Raw genomic sequence first — 25,278 nt, forward strand, 5'->3', positions numbered from 1 at the left:
ACCCGAGGTATCAGGGCCGTGGTCGTGGACGCCTCGAGACCTCTTGGCGAACAGTGCTGATCAGGTGAGAACCTGGCGGCATCCGGCCGCCATAGGCCGGCAACCTTCCACCGAAGGGAGCGCCGCGATGCCACCGCAGCGCTGGGAGCATGTGATCGACACCTTCAACCCCCACGACACCGATTCCTGGTCCTCCCCTGACGAGCTACTGGATGCCTACTCCACCGACGGCTGGGAACTGGTCAGCCACTCAGAAAACGGCCAAACGCTCACTTTCGCATTCAAGCGACCGGCGTCCTTCAAGGGCTCGTCCCGGCACGGCCCCAACTGACGGCGTGCCGGCGCGGTCGGTAAGCGGTTTGGTCTGGATCCGCGCTCAGAATGTTTCGATGTCCGCGGTATCGATGCGGTCTTCGATCGAAGCGACCAGGCCCGGGTTTCGCACGCTCGCTGAGTTGCTGGAGCTCGGCTCCTGCTGACATGATCCTCGGCCTATGGTCCGGCGTCTCCCTCGGTCAGGCCTCTCTGGCTCGGACCGGTGTTGTCCAGCTCGCCGGTGTCGGGTTCTTCCGCCGTCGTTCCGCCTGGTACTGCGTCCAGATGGTTCTTGTGTGAGTACCACTCGATTTTGAAGATCTGTGTTCCGTCGTTCCTGAGTTCGATCTCCAGACCGCTCATCTGGAGTTCGTTCGTGGTGTTCGGCCGGAGGAGTTCCATGAGGAGCGGGGGGATCTGCGGGGGAGGCGGGTCCGGCTCCGGTTGCTGTCTGCGCTCCAGCACTGCGGACAGCCCGCCGACCAGCATTGTCAAGATGATCACCGTGCTCCACGCGAAGGCATTGCCCTCGAGTCCGGTCGCGATGTTGATCGCTATGCCGAGCACCGAGGTGAGGACTGCGATGAGCGCGCTGAGGGGGAACCTCCGCAGCCGGTTCATGGTCGTGGCCCGTTGCCGGCGACGGCCAGACCGGCCCGAGCGTTGGTGACCACGTCGGAGTCCTCGCCGAGCATCGACGCGGCGGCCTGGACGACCTGTTCGAACAGTCGGGTCGCTTCGGCGGGCCGGCCGCTGGCCAGGACGGCGAATGCGAGGTTGTTCTGGGCACGGAGCGTCGAGGGGTGATCGGGTCCCAGGGTGCGGTGCCGGTCGTCGCGGACCTGTTCAAGGACGGACAGCGCACCGGCGATGTCACCCAGCTGGACGAGCAGGGCGCCGAGATTGGCCCGTGCGGTCGTCGTCTGGGGGTGGTCCTCGCCGAGGGTGTCGTCAAGCGCGGGGACGACCGTGCGCAGGAGCGCCACCGCTTCTTCGACGCGGCCGACGTCCCGCAGAGCGAGGGCCAGGCCGGCCTTCTGTGTGAGCGTCTCCGGGTCGCGTTCGCCCCGCGCGGCGTCCATGTCGCCCACAACGTCTTCGAGCACTTCGACGGCTTCGGCGAGGTTCCCGTGCTCTTGGAGGACGACTGCGAGGTTGCGCCGGGCGGTGATGGTCTGCTCGTGCCGGTCGCCGAGCGCCCTCTCGTAGTCCGCGACCACCTGCTTCAGCTTGCCGGGTCCCCCTGCTGCGTCGTCGTCGGCCGGGATGCTCGTGCTTGCTTCCAGTACGGCGAGGTTCGCCCGGGTCGTCAGGGTGATGGAGCTGTCGTCTGAGGTGAGCATCCTGACGCGTCTGCTCCAGGGCCGGCGCAGCGCATAGGCGACTGCGAGCAGACCACCGACGAGGGTGGCGAGTCCTTCGGTGAGGACCTCTGCACGTGCCCGTCTGTCCTGTGGCGGCTGCCCCCAGCCCGATGTCAGCTCGTCTCCGTAAGTGCCGCGGGTCAGAGCGTTATGGAGCAGGGCGGGGATTCTCCATCGGGGGTGGTCTTGGATGATTCTGGACAGCTCTGCCTTGAGGTCCTCGCGGAGCCTCTCCAATTCGTGGGAGTCGGGGCGACCCGAAGGCGAGCCGACGTAGGCTCTGAGGTAGCTTTCGGCCTCCCGGCGGAAGGCATCCGTCGCGTTCAGGAGCCTTTCCGCTTCGATCCGATGCTGCTCGCGCCGTCGGAAGAGTTCTGCGGAGAACAGGGCGATGATGGCGCCCAGCACGAGAGGAATGACAACGACAGCGGTGATCTGCAGCGGGCTGGAGCCGTTCTTCCCGGCGGAGATGGACTTCGATGTCGTCAGAGCGGTGCAAGCCCGGTCGAAGTCGGCTGGGCGGGTTCTGCGCCACTCCTCGACGGTCAACTCCCTGCCGCCGACGATGAGCCGTCCTGCGGCGCCGTTCCGCGCTAGGCCCAGTGTGGCGGCGGCGTCGGTCAGTTCCGTGCGGTGCTGCTGGCTGAGGCAGTAGACGGCGGCGGCGTCGCGGTCGGCAGACGGCTGAGCCGAGGAGCACCCGGGAAGCAGGAAGAACAGCACGGCCACGAGGGAGAGGAACGCTTTCAACTCATGACCTCGAGAGGCTGAGGGGCCATTGCGCCGGTGCGACCAAATAGTAGTGCGCAGTAGCAGATCTTGATGCTCATTCCTGGCCCCGAGCCGCGCACGGCAGGTCCGCTGGATCTGCCGGCAGACCCAGTTCCCGAAGGCATAGGGGAGATCAAGCAGCGCAGGTTCGGCATCCCGGCTCGGTTAAATCGTTCCCTTCGTTTGAGGACTCTTGCTGCGGTCATCCGCTTTGTTCTCCAGTAGCCGGCGGGCGGCCAGGGTGTGGAGGAGCCGGTCGACATGGTGCCTGGCCCAGCGCGGACGCCCTTCCGGGGTAGAAATCTGACGGTCGTTGAGGACAGTGCTGATCCGGTTGGCGCTCAGCCCTTGCAGGTGCAGATCGACGACCAGGGCGAGTACGTGGTCGGAGCAGACCCGGGGCCGGCCCGGTCGCCGTACGGGTGGAGGCGGGGTGCTCATCGGGCCCGCCGGAACAGGGTCAGCAGGTCGGCGAAGACCTTGTATCGGATCTTGGCCTGGTCGGGATCGTTGCTACGCAGTGTCGCCACCATGGCGATTCCCACGTACAGGGTGAACGCGGTGATGATCACCATGATCGACATTAGGGCCCAGCCGGCTGCCGGGCCCAGCTCCGCCGCCAAACGGAGTAGTTGTTGCACCATCGAAAGCTCCCAGCTAATGGCGGGGAGCTAAGTGATGGGTCTCTCAGTAGACCATCGGTCTTCTCCCCGCCGACGACTCAGATCGGCGAATCGGCATTGGGAGGACGTGGTCGGGCTCGTCTCGACGCCCGTACCGCATGCATACCGAGAGGATGACCAGGAGATATGACACCGCATCGGCCAGCGGCGGCGGCCGGGTCAGTCGTACTGCCAGAGCTCGCTGCAGGGCGGTCACCATGGAGGTCGTCAGCCGTATGAGAGCGGCGAGCTGAAGTTCCTGGCAGTACACGGCACCGCTGACCGGCGCATCGCACACGATGCGGTATGCGGGGAGAGAGCTGGGCAGTATAAGAAGTAGTTCGTCGACCACGTCGACCACATAGCGCTTCCGCTGGCAAGCGGATGCGGACCGGACGGCTCGGCCGTGTACCGGGTCGCCCCCGGGCCTTTGGTTCCGGTGAATCCAGGCATCTGCCACAGCTGACGGACAGACCTCGGTCCGCTGCTTCTCGGCGTTCTGGGCGGCGAGGATAAGCCGAGGTTTTGCTTCAACCTGCTCCGCGACGTCGAGCGCGTTGTGCCAGCCCATCGCCTTCCAGATCAGGCTGTAGTCATGCGCGAAACGACGGACGTATTCGGCCGCAAGCTGGGTCTTGCCTACGCCAGTGGCCGCATACAGCACTACAAGGTCGTCGCGAGCTTTTGTGCCGTGAGCGAGAGCATTGCGCAGCCGCTTGTCCGACCAGCCGTCACCTGACAAGGCCAAGGAAAGCTCCACCAGTTCCTTAGCGCGGTCGGTGAAGTTTGGTGGGCCGGGTCGAAACACTCCATCCGGCCGGACGGGGTCGGTCACCGTGCGTACCCCTCCAGCGGTCGCGGTCACACCATCAGAAACAGGCTAACCCGGCATCTTGTCCTGCACTGGAATTACCGCGCAGCGTTCCCTCGACAAGATCCGGGCCAACGCGACCGGTAAAACTCCGGGGGGAGACCGCGCTGAACGCGCTGTCGCTCCACTACGGCGACCGCATCACCCTCAACTAACCAATGAACACCGCCCCGCCTACCAAGATCCGGACAGTCCCGCAATTGCCCACAGCCGACGTTGGAGTGGCGACTGAGTGTAGACATGGCGCTGTTGTGTGGCGAAGGTGCCGAAGTCCTCTGCGGCCGGGCTGGGCCGAGCCGGTCCGTGGTCGTGTCTTGCGGCGACGTCGGGGTTCAACGGCGTAGGTAGGCTCCCGCGCGGGCGGCGGCCGCGGCGGCCTCGGCGGCGCGGTCCGCGGCGGTCTGGTCGAGGGGGTCGCCGCTGGCCAGCAGGCGGTAGTAGAGGGGGGCGGAGACGGCGCGGACGACCTCGTCGGGGTCGGTGCCCTCGGGCAGTTCGCCTCGCTGGATGGCCTGGGTCACGCAGGGTGCCCACTCGGTGATGCGGGCCCGGTAGAAGCGGTGCAGGGCTTCGGCGGTCTGGGGGTCGCAGGTGGCGGCCGCGATCACGGCCCTGAACAGTGCGCCTTGGCGGGGGTCGGTCAGGGTCTGCTGCACGAGGCCGGCGTTGGCCCGCAGATCGTCGAGCAGCGAGCCGGTCTCGGTGCGCGGCTGCGACTGCTCGGCCATCTCCGTCAGCAGGTCGGCCACCAGCGCGGTGACCGTTCCCCAGCGGCGGTAGACAGTCGTCCGGCCGACCCCGGCACGATGCGCGACATCGCCGAGATCCAGGTGGGCGAAGCCGTGCTCGGCGAGCGCGTCCCCGGCCGCCTGCAGCACCGCTGCCCGTACCCGTGCCGTGCGCCCGCCGGGGCGGACCATCCCCGGATCGGCACTTTCCACCGCCATAACGGGACTCCAGTTCCATTAGCCGCGCGACCTCTGCTAAGTTGAGGTCATCTTAACGGTACTGATGACCCGTTAGTGGGTCTGTCGGACGAGAGGAGCAGCCATGGAATACCGGCAGCTGGGCGCATCCGGGCTCAAGGTTCCCGCACTGAGCTTCGGCGCGGGCACCTTCGGGGGCCAGGGACCGCTCTTCGGTGCCTGGGGCAGCACGGACGCCCAGCAGGCGCGCCGCCTGCTCGACATCTGCCTGGACGCCGGCGTCACCATGTTCGACACCGCCGACGTCTACTCGGGCGGCGCCTCGGAGGAGGTGCTGGGCGAGGCCGTCAAGGGACGCCGGGACCAGGTGATCCTCTCCACCAAGGCCGGCCTGCCGATGGGCGAGGGGCCGGGTGAGGCGGGCACCTCACGCTCACGCCTGATCAAGGCCGTCGAGAACGCGCTGCGCCGCCTCGGCACCGACTACATCGACCTGTTCCAGTTGCACGCCTTCGACGCCGCGACGCCCATCGAGGAGGTGCTGGGCACCCTCGACGACCTCGTCCGGGCCGGGAAGATCCGCTACTGCGGCGCCTCCAACTTCTCCGGCTGGCAGCTGATGAAATCACTCGCGATCGCCGAGACGTACGGCCGACCACGGTATGTCGCGCACCAGGTCTACTACTCGCTGGTCGGCCGCGACTACGAATGGGAACTGATGCCACTCGGCCATGACCAGGGCGTCGGCGCACTCATCTGGAGCCCACTCGGCTGGGGACGGCTCACCGGCAAGATCCGCCGCGACCGGCCCCTCCCGGCGGGCAGCCGGCTGCACGAGACCGCCTCCTTCGGCCCGCCGGTCGAGGACGAGCAGCTCTTCCGGGTCGTCGACGCCCTCGACGAGATCGCGGAGGAGACCGGCCGGACCATCCCGCAGATCGCGATCAACTGGCTGCTACGGCGCCCGACGGTCTCCTCCGTCATCATCGGTGCCCGCAACGAGGAGCAACTCCGGCAGAACCTCGGCGCCGTGGGCTGGAGCCTGACACCCGACCAGGTCACCCGGCTCGATGCGGCGAGCGGCCGCACCGCGCCGTACCCCTACTTCCCCTACCAGCGGCAGGAGGGCTTCGCGCGACTGAACCCGCCGATCGTCGGGTGAACCCAGGTACTGGTCACTGGGGGTCGACTGACCGGCGGCTACGAGGAACTGGTAGCCGCGAGGTAGGCCGCGTTCAGGCGCTCGCGAACGCTCGGTGATCGCGCTGGGCATTCGGAGCCAAGGTGCGAGTGGCGCAGTTCGTCCATGAACTCCTGCCAGAGCGCGGGGCCGCCTTGTTCGAGCAGTTCGGCGCGTACGCGCAGCGCGCGGCTCGTGGGCCGGTGGCGAAGTCCCCAGCTGCCGAGCTGCGCGAACACGGGTACGAGTTGGATCGCGGGTTCGGTCAGGCTGTAGCGGGCCCGCTGGCCGGCTCGGGTGTCCTCACGGGTGAGCAATCCCAACTCGACGAGTCGCTTGAGTCGGTCGGCGAGAATATTCGAGGCGATCCCCTCTTCTGAGCCGGCCTGCAGCTCTCGGAAATAGCGGCGGTCTCCGAAGACGATGTCGCGGAGGACGAGCAGGCTCCAGCGATCGCCGAACACCTCGATGGTGGCGTTGATCGGGCACCCCGACCGCGGCTCAGACGCTTTGCCCATAGTGCTTGCAGTTTACTACCACCCGGTACTACGGTCTCGGCAAGCGGTTGCAAGTCACAAGCGGAAGGGGCCACCTGTGCTGAGGCAGGTCGCGGAGGGTGTGCTAGTCCACGAGAGCGAGTTCCTCCAGAGCAACGCCGTCGTCGTGCACGGCCGGGCCGGCGTGTTGCTCATCGATCCCGGGGTGCAGGACCACGAAATGGCCTGCCTCGCGAACGACCTGTCCGATTCGGGCCAGACCGTTGTGGCAGGCTTCTCGACGCATCCTCATTGGGATCACCTGCTCTGGCACGCCCGGCTCGGCGCGGCCCCTCGTTACGGCACGGCCCGCTGCGCGGCCACTGTCCGGGATCAGCTGTCCGACTCGGGGGCGAAGGCCCGCATCGCCGACCACCTGCTCGAGACGGGCATCGCCGGGCAGGTCCCGCTGGACCTGCTCGGCCTCATCACCGCCCTGCCCGACGAGGCGGCGCAGATTCCATGGGATGGCCCTCAAGTCCGGATCATCGAACATCAGGCGCATGCACCGGGCCATGCGGCGCTGCTCATCGAAGAACGCGGGGTTCTCGTCGCCGGCGACATGCTCTCTGATGTCTTGATTCCGATGCTCGACGTGAACGGCGCGGCAGATCCGATCGAGGACTACCTCGCCGCGCTGGAGCTGCTGGAGGGCGTGGCCGGCGACGTCGATGTCTTCGTCCCGGGCCACGGGTCCGTCGGTGGAGCCGGCGAGGTACATGCCCGGATCGACCAGGATCGGGCGTACCTGCACTGCGTGCGTGACGGCCGTGCTCTCAGCGATCCGCGGGTCGGCCCATCGGCCAAGCCCGGCTGGGAGTGGGTAAGCGATGTGCACAACGGGCAAGCCCAGCGCCTCGCCCGGAGAAGCGAGCGCGAGGGGACGCCCGGCTAGCGATCGGTGTGCGGCAGGTGGCCATGTGAGGCAAGGATTGTGCGATGGAAGGACACGAGGTCGCGCCAGAGATCATCGACTTCTACGCCTCGGCTACGACGAGGGGACTCGCCTGTCGTCCGTGGCGCACGGGGAGCTGGAGTTCCTGTGCACCCAGGAACTGCTTCGTCGCCACCTTCCCGCCGCACCGGCCGCCGTGCTCGATGTCGGCGGTGGTCCCGGAGTCCACGCACGATGGCTGGTGTCCGACGGCTATACCGTCCACCTGGTCGATCCGGTCGAACGCCACCTGCGCCAAGCGCTGGCCTCCAGCGGGTGCACGACCGAACTCGGCGATGCCCGAGCTCTCACGGCCGCGGGCTCCTCTTACGACAGCGTCCTGCTACTCGGCCCCCTGTATCATACTCCGCGATCGTCCAGCAGTTCTTAAGCGGCAGATCGCTCATCAACGCCCGCACATACTGATGCCCCCGTGACATGCGCCGCCAGTTGGAATGGACAGACTGGGCCGGTCACAACTCAGGTGCCCTGCCAGTGCGGAGTATGCGACTCGATGTCCTTGGGCACGCGAATCCGCCCGTTCAAAAGAACGAGGGGTGCGATCTCAGCGTTCTCGTAGAAGCGCATGTACCCGATGAAGAACGGGATATCGCTGATCTGCGCGTTGACCGAACACCGGCCGAGCCAGTCCAGCAGTGTCCGGAGCGGATAGAAATCGTCGGGATGGAATTCCTGGCGTACCGTCAGTGACCAGCCACCCGATTTCTCCCGCCTGACCAACTCGGCGACGAGCGCGCCCCCCACCTTCCAGGCAGCGCCGCGCTGCGGGAACACGGGCTCTGGTTCCGCGGTCTCCCACTCGCAATCAGGGTCGTGAGGGTCGCCGAGGGGAAAGGTCGCCAGGTAATCATCACCGCGAATCGGCAGCCGCTCGGGTCGTGGTCCTTGCCCTACATGCCACCGCAGCTCAGCGAGCTCGTCGTCTGTGATGTCAGCACGAATGTCCATCGTCAGCACGACTTCGTAAATGTCTCCCACCGGGGGCACTTTACCGAATCGGCGGCCGGGTAGGTGACAGCACGGCGCAGGAAGGCCCGGTTCTCGAGGGCGGTGGTGCGCATCGCCGGATAGTTGGCCGGCACCTTCTCGGCGGCTTCACGGTCGGCCGCGAAATTATCCTTGCCCCCGAGATAGTGGTCGTACATCCGGGCCGAATGCGCGACATCGATCTTCAGATCGCGCGGTGGGACTCTCGCCCGCTGCACTCACGAAGTTCCACTCTCATGACGGACCGTCAGGGCGCATGCTGAGGTTGTGAAGGGTCAAGATGGGTGTTCGCGGCTCGATGAGGGTCCGCGGATAGCGGTCCCGGTAGGCGGCCAGAGCCTCCTCATAGGCATCGGTTCCCGAGGCCAGGAGCAGGGCGTCGGCAATGTGGTGGTCGCCTCTGAGCCGGATGTCGACCTGCCGGGGCCGCGCGCTGAAGTTCCGCCACCAGGACTTCCCGCCGGGTCGGCCCGCGATGATGACGAGGTCGCCGTCCATCGTGGCGTACATGACCGGCAGGGCGTGCCGTTGCCCTGTCTTGCGGCCGGTGTAGGTGAGTTCAAGGACCGATCCCGACAGCAGGCGGTGGAGCGGCGAGCGCAGAACCGCACGGACCGCGGGGTTGGCGATACGGGCCCGCAGGTGCAGGGACGCGCTGGTCATGGGGTGTCTCCGGGGGTGTGATGGTGACGCCAGGCGATCAGAGCGGCCAGCACCATGACGCCGGTGCTGACGATCGCGGCGGTGGTCCCGTGGCCGCCGGCGGTGGCCGTGGTGAGGTTGTAGGTACCGTGCCAGACCGCGACGATGAGGACGCTGGCGCTGGCCGACTCGTACAGCCAGGCCAGCAGGACCGATCCGCACGACAGGCCGATCAGGAAGCCGGGCAGGCCGACCGGGCCGAGGTCCCGGTAGTTCTGCAGGAGCAGGAACAACGGCAGGTGCCAGCCTGCCCACAACGGCACCAGCAGCAGGCTTGCGGCCAGCAGCCCGTGGCGGCGGCGCAGGGCCGGGACGGCGAAACCGCGCCAGCCGGTCTCCTCACCGAGCCCGTTCACCACGATGAACATCGCCCAGACGAACACCACCCCCCACTGTGGCAAGCCGGCCATCCGCCCGAAATCACTCGGGACGAACCGGCCCGATCCAACGGCCGTCACGACCCCGGCCGATGCCAGCAGGAGCAATGGCGTGCCGATCGCGAACAGCCACCACCGGACCGGGACCCGCCACCGGACCATCCGCGACGCCAGGTCCCGGACGCCGCCACGGCCCTCGGTCACCGCCGTGACCACGAACGCCGCGACCATCGGGCCGAGGAGGCCCGGGAACTGGGAGACCGAGCCGCCCAGGGTGACGACGCTTCCGTTGACCACCAACGGAATCCAGCAGGCCCACGACAGGGCATAGGCCACGATCACGTAAGCGGCGAGCGGATGGCCACGCGCCCAAGCGCACCACAGCGCTCCGCGCGCGGCGGCTCGGTGTCCGTCTCCGGCGCCGGCGGTCACCGCGATCTCGTGCGGGGCGGCCAGCCGATCGTCCGAACTCGGTGAAGGAATGCCGTAACCAGGCATGGTCACTCCGCCCTGGCATCGTCGCCGACGGCAGGACGCTGGGCCGACAACCGTCGAAGGCCCATGCCGACGGACCGCTCGAGGAGGAGTGGAACCAACACCCGCACCTGAACGCGCTTGAGACCTGAGCGGCCTGGTCGATCGCCGCAGCGATCTCCTTGATCGAACACGAGGACGCCAAGCCCGTGGACGGCCGCCGCACCCGAGGCCCCGAAGATTGCCATCATGACCTCCTGACAACGGACATATCGCGCTTGTGCCGCCTGCCGGCCCGGTCCTCTCAGGCTCGCCCACAGCCGCAAGAATGATCAGGGAACAAGGTCCCCTCCCAGGGAGCCCTGCGTCCCTGCCCGACGCAACCAGGATCGCCACCCTGCGACACCGGCATCAACCGGTCGGAGATCCGCCCTGCGACGCGAGCGGGGACGATTGCGGGGACAGCGACCCTTCGGTTTCCTCGAGCTCCTCGAACAGGGGGCAGTAGCTTCGCTGTCCGGGGGACTTGAACTGCCTGTAGCGCTTGAACCTCGCCTGTCCCAGCCGTATGCGTGTCAGAAAGGTGTCGAGGCCGTCGAGAAGGTCGGCGTGCTGTTCTTCCAGGACCGCGAGACGGGCCGCCCGGTCCTTCGGGGCCTGCTCGGCTCTGTGTGTGTGCAGGATGCGCAGATCGAGGACCGAGAGCCGGTCCACGATGGTGCCCGGCGTCGGGCTCTTTGCAGTGCCAGGTGATTCCCATGTCGTAGAACCGGCGGACAGCCGAGAGGAGATCGGACGGACCGCCGTCCGGCTCCTCGTCCGAGGACGTCGCCCCACCCGCCTGACACGCGCCCGTCTTCGAGGCGCGCGCCAGGCTTCTGACGCCGCCGCGCAGTCGGCGGTAGAACTCGTCGTGAGATACGGCCAGGTGCTCGAAGTAGTCGGATGCATCGAGGCCGGGCAGCGGGGTGAAGACGACGTCCAGCACCTGCCGGGGCGGGGACGTGTCGGGACCGAGACTCAGCTTACGGATGAGGACGATGACCCGTGACGCTTCTCTGGTGGCGGAATTCGCCTGCGCTGCGAGACGGTGAAGGGCGAATTCGAGCAGCTCCGGTTCCCTTGGTCCCGAGGCAGGATGCCGACGTGCCGGAGCCGCAGCTGAGAGATGTCCAAGATCGCCGAGACTCGCGCGTCGATGAAGGAGGTCAAGACGCTCGCCACCACCATCGAAGGCGCCCAGGGACCAGAGATCGAGAAGATGACCGGCTGGCTCAGGACCTGGGGCGCCCCCACCACCATGCCGCCCATGGAAGGTATGCCGGGCATGGACCACGGCCAGGGCATGATGAGCGGCGCCGAGATGAAGAGCCTCGGAAAGCTCTCGGGCAGGGCCTTCGACAAGGCCTTCCTGCAGATGATGATCAAGCATCACCAGGGTGCCGTCGCCATGGCCAAGACCGAACAGGCCCAAGGCCGGTTCCCCGACGCCAAGTCCTTGGCCTCAACCATCGTCACCTCGCAGACGGCCGAGATCGCCACCATGCGGAACCTGCTCAAGGGCGGGTAGCCCCGGGCTGCGGACCCGCCACCTCGAAGTGGCGGGTCCGCAGCGACCAGGTGGGCGATCACCGGCCCATCGGGCCGGTCGGGATTGTCTGATCTTCCGACAGTCCCTCTGAAAACGATGTTGGGAGGCCGGAGCCAGGTCGTCCGCCGTACGCTCACGCTCATGACGGTGGACGGCGGCGGCGGTGGGCGCGGGGGCGTACGGGCGTCGCGGAGCGTGGTGGTGGTCACGGCGGTCGCCGGGGTGGTGCTGGTCGGTGCGGTGGTGTGGGTGCTGGGGCCGGGCGCGGGGTGGGTGCTGCGTCATCTGGACGGTGTCGAGGGTTTGTCGGGGAAGGAGAAGGCCGACGCGCTGGATGCGATCCGGGGCCGTGTGCTGACCATCGCTACGGGGGTGCTGGCGGTCGTCGCGGTGTACTACACCGCGCGCAATGCCCAGACCGCGCGCCGTACGTTGGAGCACAGTGTCGGCTCGGCTCGTCGGGTGGCGGAGTTGACCGAGCAGGGGCAGGTGACCGAGCGGTACACCAGGGCCATCGAGCAGCTCGGTTCGGACAAGCTCGACATCCGCATTGGCGGTGTCTATGCCCTCGAACGGATCGCCCGTGACTCGGCCCGTGACCATCCCACTGTCTTGGAGGTCCTGGCCGCGTTCATCCGTGAACACACCCGTGACAGCGACGCCCACGCCGCCGCGGCCGGCGAAGACCTTGCCGACGGCACCGACGCGGTGGGACGACTCCGAGCCGATCTGGAGGCGGCCGTCACGGTGCTGGGACGCCGTAACGCTCACCAGGACCATGGCGTCAGCGCGCATCTGCGTGGCTCGAACCTCGCTGGAGCCCATCTGAGCGAGGCGAATCTGGCCGGCGCTCACCTGGCTGGCGCGGATCTGCGCGGCGCGGATCTGAGCCACGCGGATCTGGCCGGCGTCCATCTCGACAGCGCGGATCTGGCCGGTGCGAACCTGGCCGGGGCGGACCTTTCCGACGCCGAACTGCGTGGCGCGGATCTGAGTGCCGCCGATCTGACGGGCGCGGACCTGCGTGGCGCGAACCTGACCCACGCCGAGCTGGTCGGCGCGAACCTGGCGGGTGCGGAGTTGCGGGGAGCGGATCTGACTCACGCGGACCTGACCGGCCTGATCGGCGCGGACCTGACGGGCGCGATCGGGTTGACGAACACCCCGAGGCACGGCTAGGAGACCCCGCTCCTTTCCACTCTCAACGTATAGCGCACGGGGGGGCTTGCGGCAAGACCCGGGTGTTGCCGCAGAATCGTCGGCCGAGGCCAGAACCTACGGAAACGGGAGTCTCGAAAATGCGTGTGCTGTTGTCGACGGACGGGGGACGCGGTGACGGACCGCTGGTGGGACTCGCGGTGCGGTTGCGGGCACCCGGCGCGGAGGTGCGGATGTGCGCGCCGCCCGGCTGGGCGGAGCGGCCGGCCGACTCGTCAGGGGGAACGCAGCGAGAGATGAGGACGTGCCGAACAACAGGTTCGGCACTGCGCGAGACGCCGGTGATTCGACCGGTCGGTGCGGGGCGACGGAGCACGGCTGCCGCGGAGGTATCGCGATGATCGAGCAGTACGTGGTGGGTCTGCAGGAGGTCGACGAGACGCAGGTCGCGGTCGTTGGCGGCAAGGGTGCGCACCTGGGCGGGCTGTCGCGGATCGAAGGCATCCGCGTGCCGGGTGGCTTTTGCGTGACGACGGACGCCTTCCGGCGGATCATGGCGGAAGCGCCGTCGATCGACGATCGGCTCGATCAGCTGTCGCGCTCGAACCCGGACGACCGGGAGGGGATCCGCACGCTCAGCGCGCGGATTCGCCGGACCATCGAAGGGGTCGCCATCCCGGGCGATCTGTCGGCGGCGATCATCAGCGCGCTCGCCCGGCTCGGCGAGCAGGCCGCCTACGCCGTCCGATCCAGCGCGACGGCAGAGGACCTGCCGACGGCCTCCTTCGCCGGCCAGCAGGACACGTACCTGAACGTCATGGGGCCGACGGCGATCCTCCAGCACGTCAGCCGCTGCTGGGCCTCGCTGTTCACCGAGCGGGCCGTGACCTACCGCCAGCGGAACGGCATCGACCACCGCACGGTCCAGATGGCCGTGGTCGTGCAGCAGATGGTCCTCCCGGACGCGGCCGGCATCCTGTTCACGGCCGACCCCGTCACGGGCAACCGGAGGGTCGCCACCGTGGACGCCGGCTTCGGCCTCGGTGAGGCCCTGGTCTCCGGCCTGGTGAACCCGGACGTCTTCAAAGTGCGACACGGCGAAGTCGTCGCCAAGGCGATCGCCGCCAAACAGCGTGCCGTGCACGCCCTGCCGGCCGGCGGTACGCAGGAAGTGGCGATCGACTCGCAGCGGCAGGAGCAGCCGGCGCTGACGGATGCGCAGGTCGTGCGGCTCGTGCAGCTCGGGCGGCGGATCGAAGCGCACTTCGGCCGCCCGCAGGACATCGAATGGTGCCTGGTCGATGATGGCTTCCAGATCGTTCAGAGCCGGCCGATCACGACGCTGTTCCCCATCCCCGAGCCCGGCGACCAGGAGAATCACGTCTACGTCTCCGTCGGCCATGGGCAGATGATGACCGACCCCATGAAGCCCCTGGGGCTGTCCATGTGGCAGCTGACGGCCATGGTGCCGATGCACGAGGCCGGCGGGAGGCTGTTCGTCGACGTCACCCGGCGCCTGGCCTCGCCCGCGAGCCGCGCCGGCCTCCTGGACGTCATGGGGAGAGGCGATCCGCTGATCAGGGACGCTCTGGAGACCGTCCTCGACCGCGACGATTTCGTCCTGCCGCTCCCGGACGCGGGTCCCGGCGGGCCGCCGGCCGGCGGCGCGTCCGCCCCGATCGAGACCGATCCGGCCATCGTCACCGGGCTGATCGAGCGCAGCCGGACGTCCCTCGCCGCCCTGGAGCGCGACATCCGGACGAAGACCGGACCGGCGCTGTTCGACTTCCTGCTGGAGGCCTTCGAGGAGCACAAGCGAATCCTCAGTGATCCGCTGAACCTTCAGGTGATCATGGCGGGGATGGAGGCCACGTGGTGGCTCAACGACAAGCTGCAGGAGTGGCTGGGCGAGAAGAACGCGGCTGACACGCTCACGCTGTCCGCCCCCGACAACGTCACGTCCCAGATGGGACTGGCGCTGCTCGACGTCGCGGACGTGATCCGCCCGCAGTCCGAGGTGGTGGCGTTCCTGCAGGGCGTCGAGGACGAGGGCTTCCTGGACGAGCTGGCGAAGCTCGCGGGCGGGACCGAAGCGCGCGATGCCATCGAGGCCTACCTCGACCGGTACGGCATGCGCTGCGTCGGCGAGATCGACATCACGAGGCCGCGTTGGCGCGAGCGCCCCACCACGCTCGTGCCCGTCATCCTCGACAACGTCAGGAACTTCGAGCCCGGTGCCGCCGCGCGGCGCTTCGAGGAGGGCCGGCAGAAGGCACAGAAGAAGGAACAGGACGTGCTGTCACGCTTGCGGGCCCTGCCGGACGGGAACCAGAAGGCCGACGAGGCCAAGCGGATGATCGACCGGGTCCGCACCTTCATCGGGTACCGGGAGTACCCGAAGTACGGCATCGTCAGCCGCTACTTCGTCTACAAGCGGGCCTTGCTGGAGGAGGCCGAGCGCCTCGTGCAGGCCAACGTGCTTCCGGAGAAGGAGGACATCTTCTACCTCACGTTCCAGGAGTTCCACGTCGTCGTGCGCTCGAACCAGGTGGATGACCAGCTCATCCGGCAGCGCAAGGACGCGTTCCGGTCGTACCACGCGCTCACACCGCCCCGGGTCCTGACCTCGGATGGCGAGGCCGTCACCGGGGCGTACCGGCGCGACGACGTACCGGCCGGTGCCCTGGTCGGCCTACCGGTTTCCGCCGGGACCGTCGAGGGAAGGGCCCGCGTCATCCTGGACATGGCGGAGGCCGATCTCGAGGCGGGCGACATCCTGGTCACGGCCTACACGGACCCCAGCTGGTCGCCCCTGTTCGTCGGAATCACGGGCCTGGTGACGGAGGTGGGCGGCCTGATGACCCATGGCTCAGTGATCGCCCGGGAGTACGGCCTGCCGGCCGTCGTGGGCGTGGAGCGGGCCACCCGGCTGATCCGGGACGGGCAGCGGATCCGCGTGCACGGAACCGACGGGTACGTCGAGATTCTGCCTTGACCGCTGGATCGCCGTCTCCGTCTCATGATCGTTCAGGCGGTGTCGCTCGTGCCGATGAGTGTGCGTTTGACCGTTGCTGGTCAGTCGCTGCCGTGCAGGAGCCGGCGGAGTGCGGTCGGGGTGTGGCCCAGGTGCTGTCGTACGGTTCGGCTCAGGTGGGCTTGGTCGGCGAAGCCGAGGTCGACGGCGAGCAGGGCGAGGCTGGTGTCGCCCTGTTCGAGTCGTTGCAGGGCGCGGCTCACCCGTACGCGGTTGCGGTAACGCGTCACCGAGACCCCCATCTGCCTGGAGAATGCACGGCTCAATCGAAACGGTGAGACCGCGAGCAACGCGGCCAGCGGGAAGAGCGCGTGGGCGGCGGGGTGGCCGGCGTGGATCGCTTCGCGGGCTGCGGACACGATGGCCCGGTCGGTGTCGTGGGCGGCCACGTCGGCCGGTGTCGGACGGGTGTGGATCTGCCCGAGGACATCGTCGAACAGCTCCAGCAGCGTCTGCTGCAGGCCGTCGCCGGCCCGCGCGGCGGCGAGCATGCGGCGGTGGGTCAGCTCGGTTCGCGCATCGACGTAGAACGTCGACCCGGCCAGGGGCGCGTCGCCGGCGAGGGTGTCCCACAGCGTTGGCCGCAGGTTGATCCAGGTGCACAGATCACCTCCCGACGGGTGCGCGAAGTGCTCCTGCTCACCGGGCGTGCCGACGTAGCCGAGGGTGGGGTCGATGTCGGCGCAGACCCCGCCTGCCCGCCTGCGAAAGCGCCCGCGCTGTGCCAGCACCAGGTTGTACTCATCGCGGGTCTCCGCCGGTGACCACCGGGTGTGGTCGTCATGGCAGGTGACGATTCTGATCGCGTAGTCGGGCCCGGCGGCCACGTCGGTGGCGGTGCGCACGCCGTGGACGGTACGCCGGGCGGACGTCACGCCGCAAGGAAGTTCAAGACGCCCGCCACCGGGCGCGGCATGCTCACCCGCATCGACAGCACCCAGTGGCGGTGGAGCGGTCACCGATCGTGTGGCAGGCCACGGCTGAAAGCAGCAGACAGGAGACGGTATGGCTTCCGTTCGTAAGGAGATCACGATCGATGCCCGGCCGGACGAGGTGTGGGCGGCGTTGCGTGACTGGGGTGCGCTCCATCGGCGTCTGGTGCCCGGCTTCGTCACCGACGCCCGGCTGGAGGGCCGGGACCGGGTCATCACGCTCTTCAACGGCACCGTCGTCAGGGAGGTGCTCGTGGACCTGGACGACGAGACTCGCCGCCTCGTCTGGTCGATCGCCGGCGGTCCGTACGAGCACCACAACGCCTCGGCGCAGGTCTTCGCCGCCGGCGGGACCGGCGCCCTGTTCGTCTGGACCGCCGACCTGCTGCCCGACGAGATCGCCGAGCGCACCGCCGGCCTGATGGAACGCGGCATACGGGTCATCAAACAGACGCTCGAAACGGAGCCGGGACGTTGATCAGCATCCCCGTTCGGTGAAACGTCCTTTCCATCAGTTCTCAGGCGCTGACTTGGTTCAGCAGGGCGATCTCGTCGGTGGTGAGCCGCAGGGTCAGGTACGGCAACAAGTCGGCGAGCTGGGCTGGGCTGCGGGCGCCGGCCAGCGGGGTGGCCACGGTGGGCTGGGCCGCGAGCCAGGCCAGCGCGACCGCGGCCATCGTGGTGTGGTGCGCGGTGGCGACCTGCTCAAGAGCGCCCAGTACGGCGGGGCCTTTTCCGTCGAGGTGGGCGCGGGCTCGGTCGGCGCGAGGGCTGTCGATCTCGGGACCGCCGGGACGGTACTTGCCGGTGAGGAAGCCACGCGCCAGCGCGACGTACGGCAGGCAGGCCAGCCCGGCTTCGGCCACGGTGGGAGCCAGGTGCCGTTCATAGCCCTCTCGTTGGACCAGGTTGTACTCCGCCTGCAGCGCGATGTAGGCCGCCAGCCCCTCCCGCTTCGAGGTCTCCAGCGCGGCCGACAGCCGGTCCGCCGGGTAGTTGGACGCCGCGATGTGCCGGACCTTGCCCGAACGCACCAGTTCGTCGAACGCGGCGAGGGTCTCGGCGAGCGGGGTGCCGGGATCATCCACGTGCGCGTAGTACAGGTCGATATGATCGACTCTCAGCCGCCGCAGCGAGTTCTCGGCGCCGTGCCGGATCGTCTCCGGCTTCAGGTTGTCCAGGCCTGGCAGCGCGCCCACCTTGGTGGCGATCACCATCCGGTCCCGGTTGCCGCGGCTCTTCAGCCAGCGACCGATGATCTCCTCGGATTCGCCGCCCGCGCCGCCGGGCGACGAGGAGCCGTACATGTCGGCGGTATCGATGAAGTTGCCGCCGGCCTCGGCGTAGGCATCGAGCACGGCGAACGAGGTCTCCTCATCGGCCGTCCAGCCGAAGGGGTTGCCGCCCAGGCACAATGGCGACACTTCAAGGTCAGTGCTGCTGATTTTCACGCTTCCTCCATCCTCCGGGCGCAACGTTAGGGACCCACGGGGAACCAGCCGGTTCCCTGCGGCCCCGCGGTCCCATGGGAGCCCTCGGCCGTCAGCCTCGACTCGAGGGGTCGACCACGACCCGGATGGACTGCGTCTCCCTCGTTACCCGCCACGACCGGCATCGACGAGCTCGTCGGCGTGCTCCTCGGCCCATCGGGCGAGTACCGACACAGGCCCGAGCAGGCTCTCCCCGAGACGGGTCAGCCGGTACTCCACACCCATGGGTGCAGTGGGCAGAGTCCGCCGCTCCACGAGGTTGCCGCGCTCCAGCTTGCGCAGTGTCTGAGTCAGCATCTTGTTGCTGATCCCGCCGATTCGCTCGCGCAGGTCCGTATAGCGGCGCGGCCCGCGTCCCAGCCCGAACACCACGACGACCGACCAGGTATCGGCGATCAGATCCAGCGTCGTGCGGGCCGGACAGTCGGCAAGGAACACGTCATGTTCAGCCATGCGTGCCCGGCAATGTCAGCATCTCATTCGCTCTCATCACGTCCGTCCACACCGGTAGACAACCATCGAGTGGTGAGAGCCGATTCCGGGGTGGGAGGAACACAGGCTCGGTCTCGTCTTCGGGTTGCTGTCGCTGTCGTTCGGCGTCGCGCCGGCTGCTTCCGCCGATCCACCCGTGAACAACAACATCACCAGTTTCTACAACGGCCGGTGCCTGGACGCCCAGGCCCGGGAACTCGGACGCAACGGCACGTCCATCCAGTTGTGGGACTGCTACGGGGTGTCACAGAACAACCAGCGGTGGTACATCAAGTGGGACCCCTACGGCTCGTACTTCCAGATCAGGATCCTGTACGACGCCCGATGCCTCGACGCCGACCTCGGAAGCATCGGGTCGAACGGCACCAAGGTCCAGCTGTGGGACTGCTACGGCACGGGGTCCTACAACCAGCACTGGCGCTGGTTCGGGATCTGAGGGGTCGGGGCCCGGGGCCGCGATCTCCGCGGGGCTGTCCGCGGTAAGTTACTTGCCGGTACAGTGTTGTCCCGGCTCCTTGCGCCGGCTGGTGCAGAGGGTCGCGGCTCGACGATCTGATGGAGTGCGAGGGTGCCGCCGCCTGCCCGGTGGAAGAGGAGGGGCCGTCGTGACCGTCTGGTTGGTGATCGAATCCGCGGTCGCCGTCATCGCCCTGGTAGCCGTAGCGGTGCTGTCTGTTCTGCTGGTGCGGGAGCGTCGCCGGTACGCCCGGTTGCTGGCCTCGACCCGGCCGCGCCCCGACTCCGGTCTCCTTCAGGGCACTCAGCGAGCGGTCCAGCTCGCGGTGAACACCGCATCACGGCTGCGGCAACACGGAGTCGGCGGGATGCTGATGGGCTCCCTCGACGACCTGGCCCGCTGGGCCGCCGACGACCGCGCGGCGCTCACGCGTGTCACCGCCGCCGACGGCACCGTCACCTTCATGTTCACCGACATCGTCAACTCCACGGCGCTGAACGAGGAACTCGGCGACAAGGCATGGGTGCGGATCCTCAAGGCACACGACGCCCTGGTTCGCGAGCAGGTCACCGCGCGCGACGGCCACATCGTGAAGTCCCAGGGCGACGGTTTCATGATCGCGTTCAGCGATCCCGAGAAGGCGATCGGCGCGGCCATCGCGATCCAGCACGCACTGTCCGGACGGCGCCGGCGCGCGTTGCGCACCACCCGCATCGCCGTGCGCATCGGGATACATCGCGGCGCGGCGGTCTCCCGGGACGGAGACTACTTCGGCCGCGCCGTGGTCATGGCCGCCCGAGTCGCCGCCCACGCGGACAGCGACGAGATCCTCATCAGCGACGAGACCCTCAACGCCCTTCCCGGCCCCGCCCGGTTCCGCCTCGCAGCGCCACGGCAGACCACCCTCAAAGGCCTCAACGGCGAACACACCCTTCACCCTGTCGAGTCGTCCGCGCACCAACCCCACCCCGCATGAGCCGAACGGCAAAGGCGACCAGACGAATCATCTGACCCGCCGGACACTGCCGCTCCACCTGCCACCGGCGCAGCCATGTTTCCGCCCACCCGCCGCCCACGGCCGCCCCCCGCCGAGCTCAACCGGCGCGGGGCACGACGCACCGACCCGCAACGGCCGGTCGCACGCTCTGCCGGACGGTTGAGCTCGCGGCCTGGTCGCCTCCCGGAGCCGATGATGGAACGGCATGGAACGCCTCTACCCGTGAAGGCCCCTTATTCATGGGAAGGACGCGTCCGTATGGTCAAGACAGCTAAGAAGATGGCCGTCGTCGTCGCAGGATCGGTAATGGTGCTGGGTGCCCTGAGCACATCGGCACATGCCTACCCGTGCGTTGACAGGGACAAGCCGGCCTGTGCCGCACCAGCGTGCTGCAAGCTGGCGTAGCCGGGCTGCCCACCCGGTCGGCGCAGTGGTGATTCCGTCAGGTTTCGTGACGGGCGCGCGCCGGGCTCCGCCGGCGGGACACGACCTCTGACGGGGTCGTGTCCCGCCAGTGGACTTTCAGCCGTTCTCCGGTTGGGGAAGGTGCGCTTTGGCGTCGTCGTAGGTGCCTGCGGGCGTCGATTCGGCCGGGGCGTAGCGGAGGTGCAGCACGCCGGTGGTGAAGGGCTGGGAGGAGACGAGCCGCAGGGGGATCGGGGATTCGCCCGGGTCGAACAGGCGCATGCCCTGGCGGACGGCGATCGGGTGGACCAGCAGGTGCAGTTCGTCGAGGAGGCCGGCGGTCAGCAGCTGACGGACGACGGAGACGGAGCCGCTCATCGCTATGTCCGTCGCGCCGGGCTCGTTCTTCAGGGCGGTGACGGCCTCGACGAGGTCGCCCTTGAGCTGCTCGGAGTTGCGCCAGGCGAACTGGAGGTCCTGGTGGGAGACCACGATCTTGCGCGCGTCGCCGAGCGCCTTGCCCATGGCGGCGTCCTCGCCGCCCGCGGCCTCGCGGTCCGGCCACGCACCGGCGAAGCTGTCGTAGGTTTTGCGGCCGAGCAACAACGTGTCCGCGGTGGCCAGTTGGGCGGAGACGGCCACGCCCATCTCGTCGTTGAAGTACGGAAAATGCCAGTCCTGGGGATTCTCGACGACGCCGTCGAGCGAGATGAACAGACCGGCGGTGATTCTCCGCATCGAACTACTCCTTCATCATCGAATGCCGCATGCTCATGCCGGGCGGCTCGGCCCCCGATCTGAGGCAAGGGGCCCTGGCCCGGGCTGCGGACCGGCTGTACCGGGAGCCGGCCATGGCCGGAGAGTACCGGCCCCCACCGACACCTGGCCGCCTCCCGCACGGCATTACCTCGGCACGTGAACGCGTGCTCAAGCCGCCGATGGCGTGATGAGTTCCCTTGTTTCGGAAGGCGCCGGCTGGGTGCCGGATCTGGAGTTCTGTGGGAGATTCTGGCGCAGCGTGAGGGCTCGGCCTCAAATGCGCCATCATGGCGTCGTGCGCAATGTGACCGGGCGGCGTCTCATCGCGATGGTGGCCTTCGGTCTGCTTGCGGCGTTCATGTTCGGTTTCGCCCAGGTGCTCCGGGCGAAGGGGCTGCTTTGGGCGGCGAATGTCAGCAACCTGACGTCGTTCGTGCTGGCGCTGCTCATCGTTCTGGTTCCGCTGGTCGGCAAGCTGACGGGTCTGATGCGGGGGGAGCTGCCCCTCAGTACGGTCACGATCGCGCAGGCACAGGACGATCTGGCCGGCGCGCTCAGCCGCCAGTGGGGCGAGGAGGACCGGCTACGCCAGCTCAACGATCCACGGCCTTTGCCGGTGCGGTGGGAGACCAAGGGCACCACCGAAGCCGATGCCGATGGGGTGTTCTCCGACATTCATTCGGTGTTCTCCGCGCTACCCGGCCGGCGCATGGTGATCCTCGGCACGGCCGGTGCGGGCAAGAGCGCGCTGGCCATCAAGCTGATCCGGGAAATGCTGGCCGCTCGCCGATCCGGCGATCCAGTGCCGATCCTGCTGCCGGCCGGCACGTGGACGGCCGACGAGCCCATGGCCGAATGGATGGCCGACCAACTCGCCCGCAACCACCCGGGCCTGGCGGTCCGGATCCGGACCGCCGCTGACGGCAAGGTCCCGCTCACCCGGGCGCTCGTGGACAGTGGTGTCGTGCCGATCATCGACGGCCTGGACGAGTTGCCCGTGGCCCGGCGCGGCAAGGTCATCGCCGAGATCAACGCCTACGGCTCCGACAATCCGCTCGTGCTGACCAGCCGCCCCACCGAGTACGTCGATGCGGTCTCGGCGGCCTCGCGCCCGGTGGCTCGGACGGTCGTGGTCGAGTTGCGTCCGTTGAAGCTCTCCGAAGTGAAGGACTATCTCCGCGAGGCGACGCGCGATCCACCGGGTCGCTGGCGGGACGTTTTCGTACGGCTCGATGCCGAACCCGACGGCGCGTTGGCCACGACATTGTCCACGCCGCTGATGGTCTGGCTGGCCCGGACGGTCTACGACCAGGCCGATCCGGCGGAACTGGCCGATCGTGATCGGTTCGCCGGACGGGAGGCGATCGAGGCGCATCTGCTGGCCGAGTTCGTGCCTGCGGTGTACCGCACCCGTCCGCGCCGCGCGGGGCGGAGGGAGTTCCGCTGCGGCCCCGATCAGGCCGCGCGATGGCTCGGATTCCTCGCCTCCCAGCTCGGCCGGGCCGACACGCCCGACATCGCGTGGTGGCGGCTCCATGCCGGTGAGGCCACCTGGGCGCCGATCGTCGCGGCTGCCCGGGCCGGGTTCTACACGTGCGCCACGTGGTGGCTCACGGTGTGGGCGCTCACCCGGCGCGGATATTGGCGCGACGGCGAGTACGCCGGGCACGGGCACTACCGCGACCTGCTGATGGCCGGTCCGCTGGGCCGATTGGCGCGACCGCTGACCGACGGGTTCGTCCGGCAGTTGCCACACGACTTCGACCGGCAGGTCGACTCCTTCCTCCGGTCTGTCGGCGACTTCGGAGTGTGGCGCGTCGCGCTCATCACGGCAGCGCTGGCGTTCCTGAGCAGGTCCGTCGACCTCGTGTCGACGTCGGACAACAGCTCCGCCCCCCAGATGCTGGGGCTGAAAGCCCGCACCCTGCGGCGCCTGGCGGTGCGGCTGCTGCTGATGCTGACGGCACTGTACGTGGTGTGGCGGGGTAGCACCGCACACCATCCGTCGCTGCTGACCCTGGTGCGGTCGCATGCGGCTCAGATCCTGCTGCTCTGGGTCTTCCTGGTCTGGGCGCAGGGGGTGCCGGCGCGGGTGCGGACGGCCATCGACGTCTCCTCCACGGCGGGTCCGAGCACATTGCTGCGCCAGGACCGGAACGTGCACACCGCCGGCTTCCTCGCAGCCATGGTCGCGGTCGGAACGACGTGGCTGTGGTCGGGCGCCGTCTTCGCCCAGGCCGACGCGGCCGCCTTACTCGCGGGCATCCTCTTGCTCTTGTCCCTCGGCAGCACGGACGGCGCGTGGCCACGGTACCTCGAGGCTCGGACCCGGCTCACCGCCCGGCGGCGTCTGCCTTGGCGCACGATGGCGTTCCTGGCGGACGCCCACCGGCGGGGAGTCCTCCGGCAGGCCGGTGCTCTCTACCAGTTCCGGCACATCCGGTTGCAGGAACAGCTCGCCGCCGGCTATTCACCCTGGCCGAACCGGCTGGTTCCGGTCGTCGCCCGTATCAAGGCCGAATCGGCGGCGGCCGCTCGCCGGATCAAGACCCGAATCGAAGCCCGGATCGCCCACCCGCGCATCCAGCACCTGCTCGACGTCTTCAGGCCACCGCCGATCGTGCTCTCCGCGACCGGCGATGCCGACGGGTTCGAGGCCGAGGGCATCGTGGAGTCGCCGACCGTGCCTGCGGCATTGGGCCTGAGACTGACCGGCGGGAACCTGTCGATCGCCGTGACCGCCGTCCTCCTCACCGGGTTCGCGGTGTCTCAGGCGTATCTGCTCGGCCTGCTCATCGTCGGCGTGCTGGCCGTTCTCGCCGTCAGACCGGTCAACGACTGCCGCCTGCTCCTCGCCCGGCGTACCGCCGGGAAGGCGATGGCGCCGGAGCCATGGTCGGTGCGCGTGACACCCGGCATCGTGGAGCTGACCACGGCCGGCACGACGATCCGGCTCGCCCCCGACGACGTCGACCGGATGACACTGCGCCGCGTCAGTGACGAAAGGGGCCGGGAGACCCTGTGGTCCGCCGTGTACGCCCGGCTGCGGCACAGCGCGGACCCGCCGTCCGCCCCTGCCGGCACGGAGCTGCCGCTCTACTGGCTGCCACTCGACACCAGTGAACCGCCGATGGGACTGGTGGCGTCCCTCGATCGGTTCGCCGGCACGAAGTTCGGCACCGGCCTCATCGAGGCCAGAGCGGAGATCGAAGCGTGCAACACCGAGGAGTACGAGACCAGTGGCGTCGGCAGATCCCCGACAGTGTCCGAATCCCTCGGCATTCTGCCCATCGTGGGCATCGCTGCGGACTCGATCCTCGCCGCCATCCTCGCGCTGACCGGCCAGGGAGCATGGCAAGGGTTCACCATGCTCGCGGCCGTTGGTCTCTTCTACTCCTGCTTCTTCCGCCTGGAGCGAAGGTCCGTAGAACGCAGGATGCCGCAGGGCCCGTGGACCATCCGGGTCACACCGGAGGCCGTCGAGCTGACGGTGGCCACCACCACCGTCTACCTGTCCTCCGACGACGTCACGCAAGTGGCACTACGGCCCGTCCAGACCGGCCAGGGCTCCAAAACCGGCTACCACACCGTCCAGGCCCGGCTCCGCCCCGGCATGACGTCACCCGTCCCGGCGCCCGACGGGTGGCTCACCCTCTGCTGGCTGCCGGACTTCTCCCAGGACCTGCCGACCGAACTCCTGGCGGCGCTCAATCGGTTCGCGGGCCCACGGCTCGATCCGAAGCTCGGGAAACTCGTCCGGCTCAGGCAGATCGACACCAGACAACGGCAGCGGCACTGAACCCTGCACGCCGACCGCGCTGACGCCGGCATCCCGATGTGGCG

27 protein-coding genes are annotated in these 25,278 nt (G+C 68.4%); 11 read left to right on the forward strand and 16 right to left on the reverse strand.

The window, feature by feature from the left end:
• Positions 1-127 precede the first annotated feature (127 nt).
• Positions 128-331 (forward strand): hypothetical protein, encoded by a 204-nt coding sequence (locus ACRYCC_RS31025; protein ID WP_433817290.1) that lies wholly within the window; start codon positions 128-130, stop codon positions 329-331.
• 161 nt (positions 332-492) lie between these two features.
• On the opposite strand, the gene ACRYCC_RS31030 is transcribed toward ACRYCC_RS31025, so the two are convergent.
• The 5 genes from ACRYCC_RS31030 to ACRYCC_RS31055 form a co-directional block, all read right to left on the reverse strand.
• Entirely contained in the window at positions 493-936 is a 444-nt protein-coding gene (locus tag ACRYCC_RS31030) for a hypothetical protein (protein ID WP_433817291.1), read from the reverse strand.
• Positions 933-2,429: a tetratricopeptide repeat protein gene (locus tag ACRYCC_RS31035; RefSeq protein WP_433817292.1), complete on the reverse strand. Its 1,497-nt coding sequence runs from the start codon at positions 2,427-2,429 to the stop codon at positions 933-935. Before ACRYCC_RS31035 ends, ACRYCC_RS31030 begins: the two co-directional genes overlap by 4 nt.
• 458 nt (positions 2,430-2,887) lie before the next feature.
• Positions 2,888-3,094 (reverse strand): hypothetical protein, encoded by a 207-nt coding sequence (locus ACRYCC_RS31045; protein WP_433817294.1) that lies wholly within the window; start codon positions 3,092-3,094, stop codon positions 2,888-2,890.
• Between the two features lie 43 nt (positions 3,095-3,137).
• Entirely contained in the window at positions 3,138-3,947 is an 810-nt protein-coding gene (locus tag ACRYCC_RS31050) for a hypothetical protein (RefSeq protein WP_433817295.1), read from the reverse strand.
• 368 nt (positions 3,948-4,315) lie between these two features.
• Entirely contained in the window at positions 4,316-4,930 is a 615-nt protein-coding gene (locus tag ACRYCC_RS31055; protein WP_433817296.1) for a TetR/AcrR family transcriptional regulator, read from the reverse strand.
• Between the two features lie 103 nt (positions 4,931-5,033).
• Between ACRYCC_RS31055 and ACRYCC_RS31060 the strand changes: the two genes are divergently transcribed.
• The gene (locus ACRYCC_RS31060) at positions 5,034-6,071 is read left to right on the forward strand and encodes an aldo/keto reductase (RefSeq protein ID WP_433817297.1); all 1,038 of its coding nucleotides are present in this window, start codon (positions 5,034-5,036) and stop codon (positions 6,069-6,071) included.
• A gap of 38 nt (positions 6,072-6,109) precedes the next feature.
• Here the strand turns inward: ACRYCC_RS31060 and ACRYCC_RS31065 are convergent, their stop codons facing one another.
• The gene (locus ACRYCC_RS31065; RefSeq protein ID WP_433817298.1) at positions 6,110-6,607 is read right to left on the reverse strand and encodes a winged helix-turn-helix transcriptional regulator; all 498 of its coding nucleotides are present in this window, start codon (positions 6,605-6,607) and stop codon (positions 6,110-6,112) included.
• Between the two features lie 76 nt (positions 6,608-6,683).
• Here ACRYCC_RS31065 and ACRYCC_RS31070 point away from each other — a divergent pair, with 76 nt between their 5' ends.
• Positions 6,684-7,520, forward strand: a complete 837-nt coding sequence (locus tag ACRYCC_RS31070; RefSeq protein WP_433817299.1) for an MBL fold metallo-hydrolase — start codon at positions 6,684-6,686, stop codon at positions 7,518-7,520.
• Between the two features lie 82 nt (positions 7,521-7,602).
• On the opposite strand, the gene ACRYCC_RS31075 is transcribed toward ACRYCC_RS31070, so the two are convergent.
• Positions 7,603-7,749, reverse strand: a complete 147-nt coding sequence (locus ACRYCC_RS31075; protein ID WP_433817587.1) for a hypothetical protein — start codon at positions 7,747-7,749, stop codon at positions 7,603-7,605.
• 12 nt (positions 7,750-7,761) lie between these two features.
• On the opposite strand from ACRYCC_RS31075, the gene ACRYCC_RS31080 reads away from it, so the two are divergent.
• Positions 7,762-7,950, forward strand: coding sequence for a class I SAM-dependent methyltransferase (locus ACRYCC_RS31080; protein ID WP_433817579.1), 189 nt, complete (start codon positions 7,762-7,764; stop codon positions 7,948-7,950).
• Positions 7,951-8,039: 89 nt separating this feature from the next.
• Here ACRYCC_RS31080 and ACRYCC_RS31085 read toward each other — a convergent pair whose 3' ends face one another.
• The 5 genes from ACRYCC_RS31085 to ACRYCC_RS31105 form a co-directional block, all read right to left on the reverse strand.
• Positions 8,040-8,558, reverse strand: a complete 519-nt coding sequence (locus tag ACRYCC_RS31085; protein ID WP_433817300.1) for a hypothetical protein — start codon at positions 8,556-8,558, stop codon at positions 8,040-8,042.
• Positions 8,531-8,785, reverse strand: coding sequence for an SAM-dependent methyltransferase (locus ACRYCC_RS31090; RefSeq protein ID WP_433817301.1), 255 nt, complete (start codon positions 8,783-8,785; stop codon positions 8,531-8,533). The genes ACRYCC_RS31085 and ACRYCC_RS31090 overlap by 28 nt, the downstream gene beginning before the upstream one ends.
• A 16-nt stretch (positions 8,786-8,801) precedes the next feature.
• Positions 8,802-9,230 carry a nitroreductase family deazaflavin-dependent oxidoreductase gene (locus ACRYCC_RS31095; RefSeq protein ID WP_433817302.1) on the reverse strand — a complete coding sequence of 143 codons (429 nt, stop codon included), beginning with the start codon at positions 9,228-9,230 and terminating at the stop codon, positions 8,802-8,804.
• Positions 9,227-10,144, reverse strand: a complete 918-nt coding sequence (locus ACRYCC_RS31100; protein ID WP_433817303.1) for a CPBP family intramembrane glutamic endopeptidase — start codon at positions 10,142-10,144, stop codon at positions 9,227-9,229. The genes ACRYCC_RS31095 and ACRYCC_RS31100 overlap by 4 nt, the downstream gene beginning before the upstream one ends.
• 387 nt (positions 10,145-10,531) lie before the next feature.
• Positions 10,532-11,071, reverse strand: coding sequence for a DUF4254 domain-containing protein (locus tag ACRYCC_RS31105; RefSeq protein ID WP_433817304.1), 540 nt, complete (start codon positions 11,069-11,071; stop codon positions 10,532-10,534).
• Positions 11,072-11,288: 217 nt separating this feature from the next.
• Here ACRYCC_RS31105 and ACRYCC_RS31110 point away from each other — a divergent pair, with 217 nt between their 5' ends.
• From ACRYCC_RS31110 to rph, 3 genes are all read left to right on the forward strand, one after another.
• On the forward strand, positions 11,289-11,690 hold the full coding sequence (locus ACRYCC_RS31110) for a DUF305 domain-containing protein (protein ID WP_433817305.1): 402 nt from the start codon (positions 11,289-11,291) through the stop codon (positions 11,688-11,690).
• Positions 11,691-11,852: 162 nt separating this feature from the next.
• Positions 11,853-12,890: a pentapeptide repeat-containing protein gene (locus tag ACRYCC_RS31115; protein ID WP_433817306.1), complete on the forward strand. Its 1,038-nt coding sequence runs from the start codon at positions 11,853-11,855 to the stop codon at positions 12,888-12,890.
• A 376-nt stretch (positions 12,891-13,266) separates the two neighbouring features.
• Positions 13,267-15,864: a rifamycin-inactivating phosphotransferase gene (gene rph, locus ACRYCC_RS31120; protein WP_433817307.1), complete on the forward strand. Its 2,598-nt coding sequence runs from the start codon at positions 13,267-13,269 to the stop codon at positions 15,862-15,864.
• An 80-nt stretch (positions 15,865-15,944) separates the two neighbouring features.
• Here the strand turns inward: rph and ACRYCC_RS31125 are convergent, their stop codons facing one another.
• Positions 15,945-16,748 carry a helix-turn-helix domain-containing protein gene (locus ACRYCC_RS31125; RefSeq protein WP_433817308.1) on the reverse strand — a complete coding sequence of 268 codons (804 nt, stop codon included), beginning with the start codon at positions 16,746-16,748 and terminating at the stop codon, positions 15,945-15,947.
• A 160-nt stretch (positions 16,749-16,908) separates the two neighbouring features.
• On the opposite strand from ACRYCC_RS31125, the gene ACRYCC_RS31130 reads away from it, so the two are divergent.
• Entirely contained in the window at positions 16,909-17,313 is a 405-nt protein-coding gene (locus ACRYCC_RS31130; RefSeq protein WP_433817309.1) for an SRPBCC family protein, read from the forward strand.
• Positions 17,314-17,353: 40 nt separating this feature from the next.
• On the opposite strand, the gene ACRYCC_RS31135 is transcribed toward ACRYCC_RS31130, so the two are convergent.
• Together ACRYCC_RS31135 and ACRYCC_RS31140 are read right to left on the reverse strand one after the other, a co-directional pair.
• Positions 17,354-18,286, reverse strand: coding sequence for an aldo/keto reductase (locus ACRYCC_RS31135; protein WP_433817310.1), 933 nt, complete (start codon positions 18,284-18,286; stop codon positions 17,354-17,356).
• Between the two features lie 144 nt (positions 18,287-18,430).
• Complete coding sequence (locus ACRYCC_RS31140; protein WP_433817311.1) at positions 18,431-18,778, reverse strand: winged helix-turn-helix transcriptional regulator; 348 nt, start codon at positions 18,776-18,778, stop codon at positions 18,431-18,433.
• A 175-nt stretch (positions 18,779-18,953) separates the two neighbouring features.
• Here ACRYCC_RS31140 and ACRYCC_RS31145 point away from each other — a divergent pair, with 175 nt between their 5' ends.
• Positions 18,954-19,253, forward strand: a complete 300-nt coding sequence (locus ACRYCC_RS31145; protein ID WP_433817312.1) for an RICIN domain-containing protein — start codon at positions 18,954-18,956, stop codon at positions 19,251-19,253.
• A gap of 169 nt (positions 19,254-19,422) precedes the next feature.
• Positions 19,423-20,250, forward strand: a complete 828-nt coding sequence (locus ACRYCC_RS31150; protein WP_433817313.1) for an adenylate/guanylate cyclase domain-containing protein — start codon at positions 19,423-19,425, stop codon at positions 20,248-20,250.
• Between the two features lie 543 nt (positions 20,251-20,793).
• Here ACRYCC_RS31150 and ACRYCC_RS31155 read toward each other — a convergent pair.
• On the reverse strand, positions 20,794-21,414 hold the full coding sequence (locus tag ACRYCC_RS31155; RefSeq protein WP_433817314.1) for a dihydrofolate reductase family protein: 621 nt from the start codon (positions 21,412-21,414) through the stop codon (positions 20,794-20,796).
• A 316-nt stretch (positions 21,415-21,730) separates the two neighbouring features.
• On the opposite strand from ACRYCC_RS31155, the gene ACRYCC_RS31160 reads away from it, so the two are divergent.
• The gene (locus tag ACRYCC_RS31160; protein ID WP_433817315.1) at positions 21,731-25,234 is read left to right on the forward strand and encodes an NACHT domain-containing protein; all 3,504 of its coding nucleotides are present in this window, start codon (positions 21,731-21,733) and stop codon (positions 25,232-25,234) included.
• Positions 25,235-25,278 lie beyond the last annotated feature (44 nt).

Origin of the sequence: Actinomadura scrupuli (assembly GCF_050971785.1) — a bacterium.
GTDB lineage: Bacteria > Actinomycetota > Actinomycetes > Streptosporangiales > Streptosporangiaceae > Actinomadura_E > Actinomadura_E scrupuli.

Excerpts from the sequence above, each read along its gene's own strand:
- ACRYCC_RS31025 (WP_433817290.1), top strand. The coding sequence starts at position 128 with ATGCCACCGCAGCGCTGGGAGCATGTGATCGACACCTTCAACCCCCAC.
- ACRYCC_RS31030 (WP_433817291.1), bottom strand. The coding sequence starts at position 936 with ATGAACCGGCTGCGGAGGTTCCCCCTCAGCGCGCTCATCGCAGTCCTC.
- ACRYCC_RS31045 (WP_433817294.1), bottom strand. The coding sequence starts at position 3,094 with ATGGTGCAACAACTACTCCGTTTGGCGGCGGAGCTGGGCCCGGCAGCC.
- ACRYCC_RS31055 (WP_433817296.1), bottom strand. The coding sequence starts at position 4,930 with ATGGCGGTGGAAAGTGCCGATCCGGGGATGGTCCGCCCCGGCGGGCGC.
- ACRYCC_RS31060 (WP_433817297.1), top strand. The coding sequence starts at position 5,034 with ATGGAATACCGGCAGCTGGGCGCATCCGGGCTCAAGGTTCCCGCACTG.
- ACRYCC_RS31065 (WP_433817298.1), bottom strand. The coding sequence starts at position 6,607 with ATGGGCAAAGCGTCTGAGCCGCGGTCGGGGTGCCCGATCAACGCCACC.
- ACRYCC_RS31095 (WP_433817302.1), bottom strand. The coding sequence starts at position 9,230 with ATGACCAGCGCGTCCCTGCACCTGCGGGCCCGTATCGCCAACCCCGCG.
- ACRYCC_RS31100 (WP_433817303.1), bottom strand. The coding sequence starts at position 10,144 with ATGCCTGGTTACGGCATTCCTTCACCGAGTTCGGACGATCGGCTGGCC.
- ACRYCC_RS31105 (WP_433817304.1), bottom strand. The coding sequence starts at position 11,071 with ATGCATCCGACTACTTCGAGCACCTGGCCGTATCTCACGACGAGTTCT.
- ACRYCC_RS31110 (WP_433817305.1), top strand. The coding sequence starts at position 11,289 with ATGTCCAAGATCGCCGAGACTCGCGCGTCGATGAAGGAGGTCAAGACG.
- ACRYCC_RS31115 (WP_433817306.1), top strand. The coding sequence starts at position 11,853 with ATGACGGTGGACGGCGGCGGCGGTGGGCGCGGGGGCGTACGGGCGTCG.
- rph (WP_433817307.1), top strand. The coding sequence starts at position 13,267 with ATGATCGAGCAGTACGTGGTGGGTCTGCAGGAGGTCGACGAGACGCAG.
- ACRYCC_RS31130 (WP_433817309.1), top strand. The coding sequence starts at position 16,909 with ATGGCTTCCGTTCGTAAGGAGATCACGATCGATGCCCGGCCGGACGAG.
- ACRYCC_RS31140 (WP_433817311.1), bottom strand. The coding sequence starts at position 18,778 with ATGGCTGAACATGACGTGTTCCTTGCCGACTGTCCGGCCCGCACGACG.
- ACRYCC_RS31155 (WP_433817314.1), bottom strand. The coding sequence starts at position 21,414 with ATGCGGAGAATCACCGCCGGTCTGTTCATCTCGCTCGACGGCGTCGTC.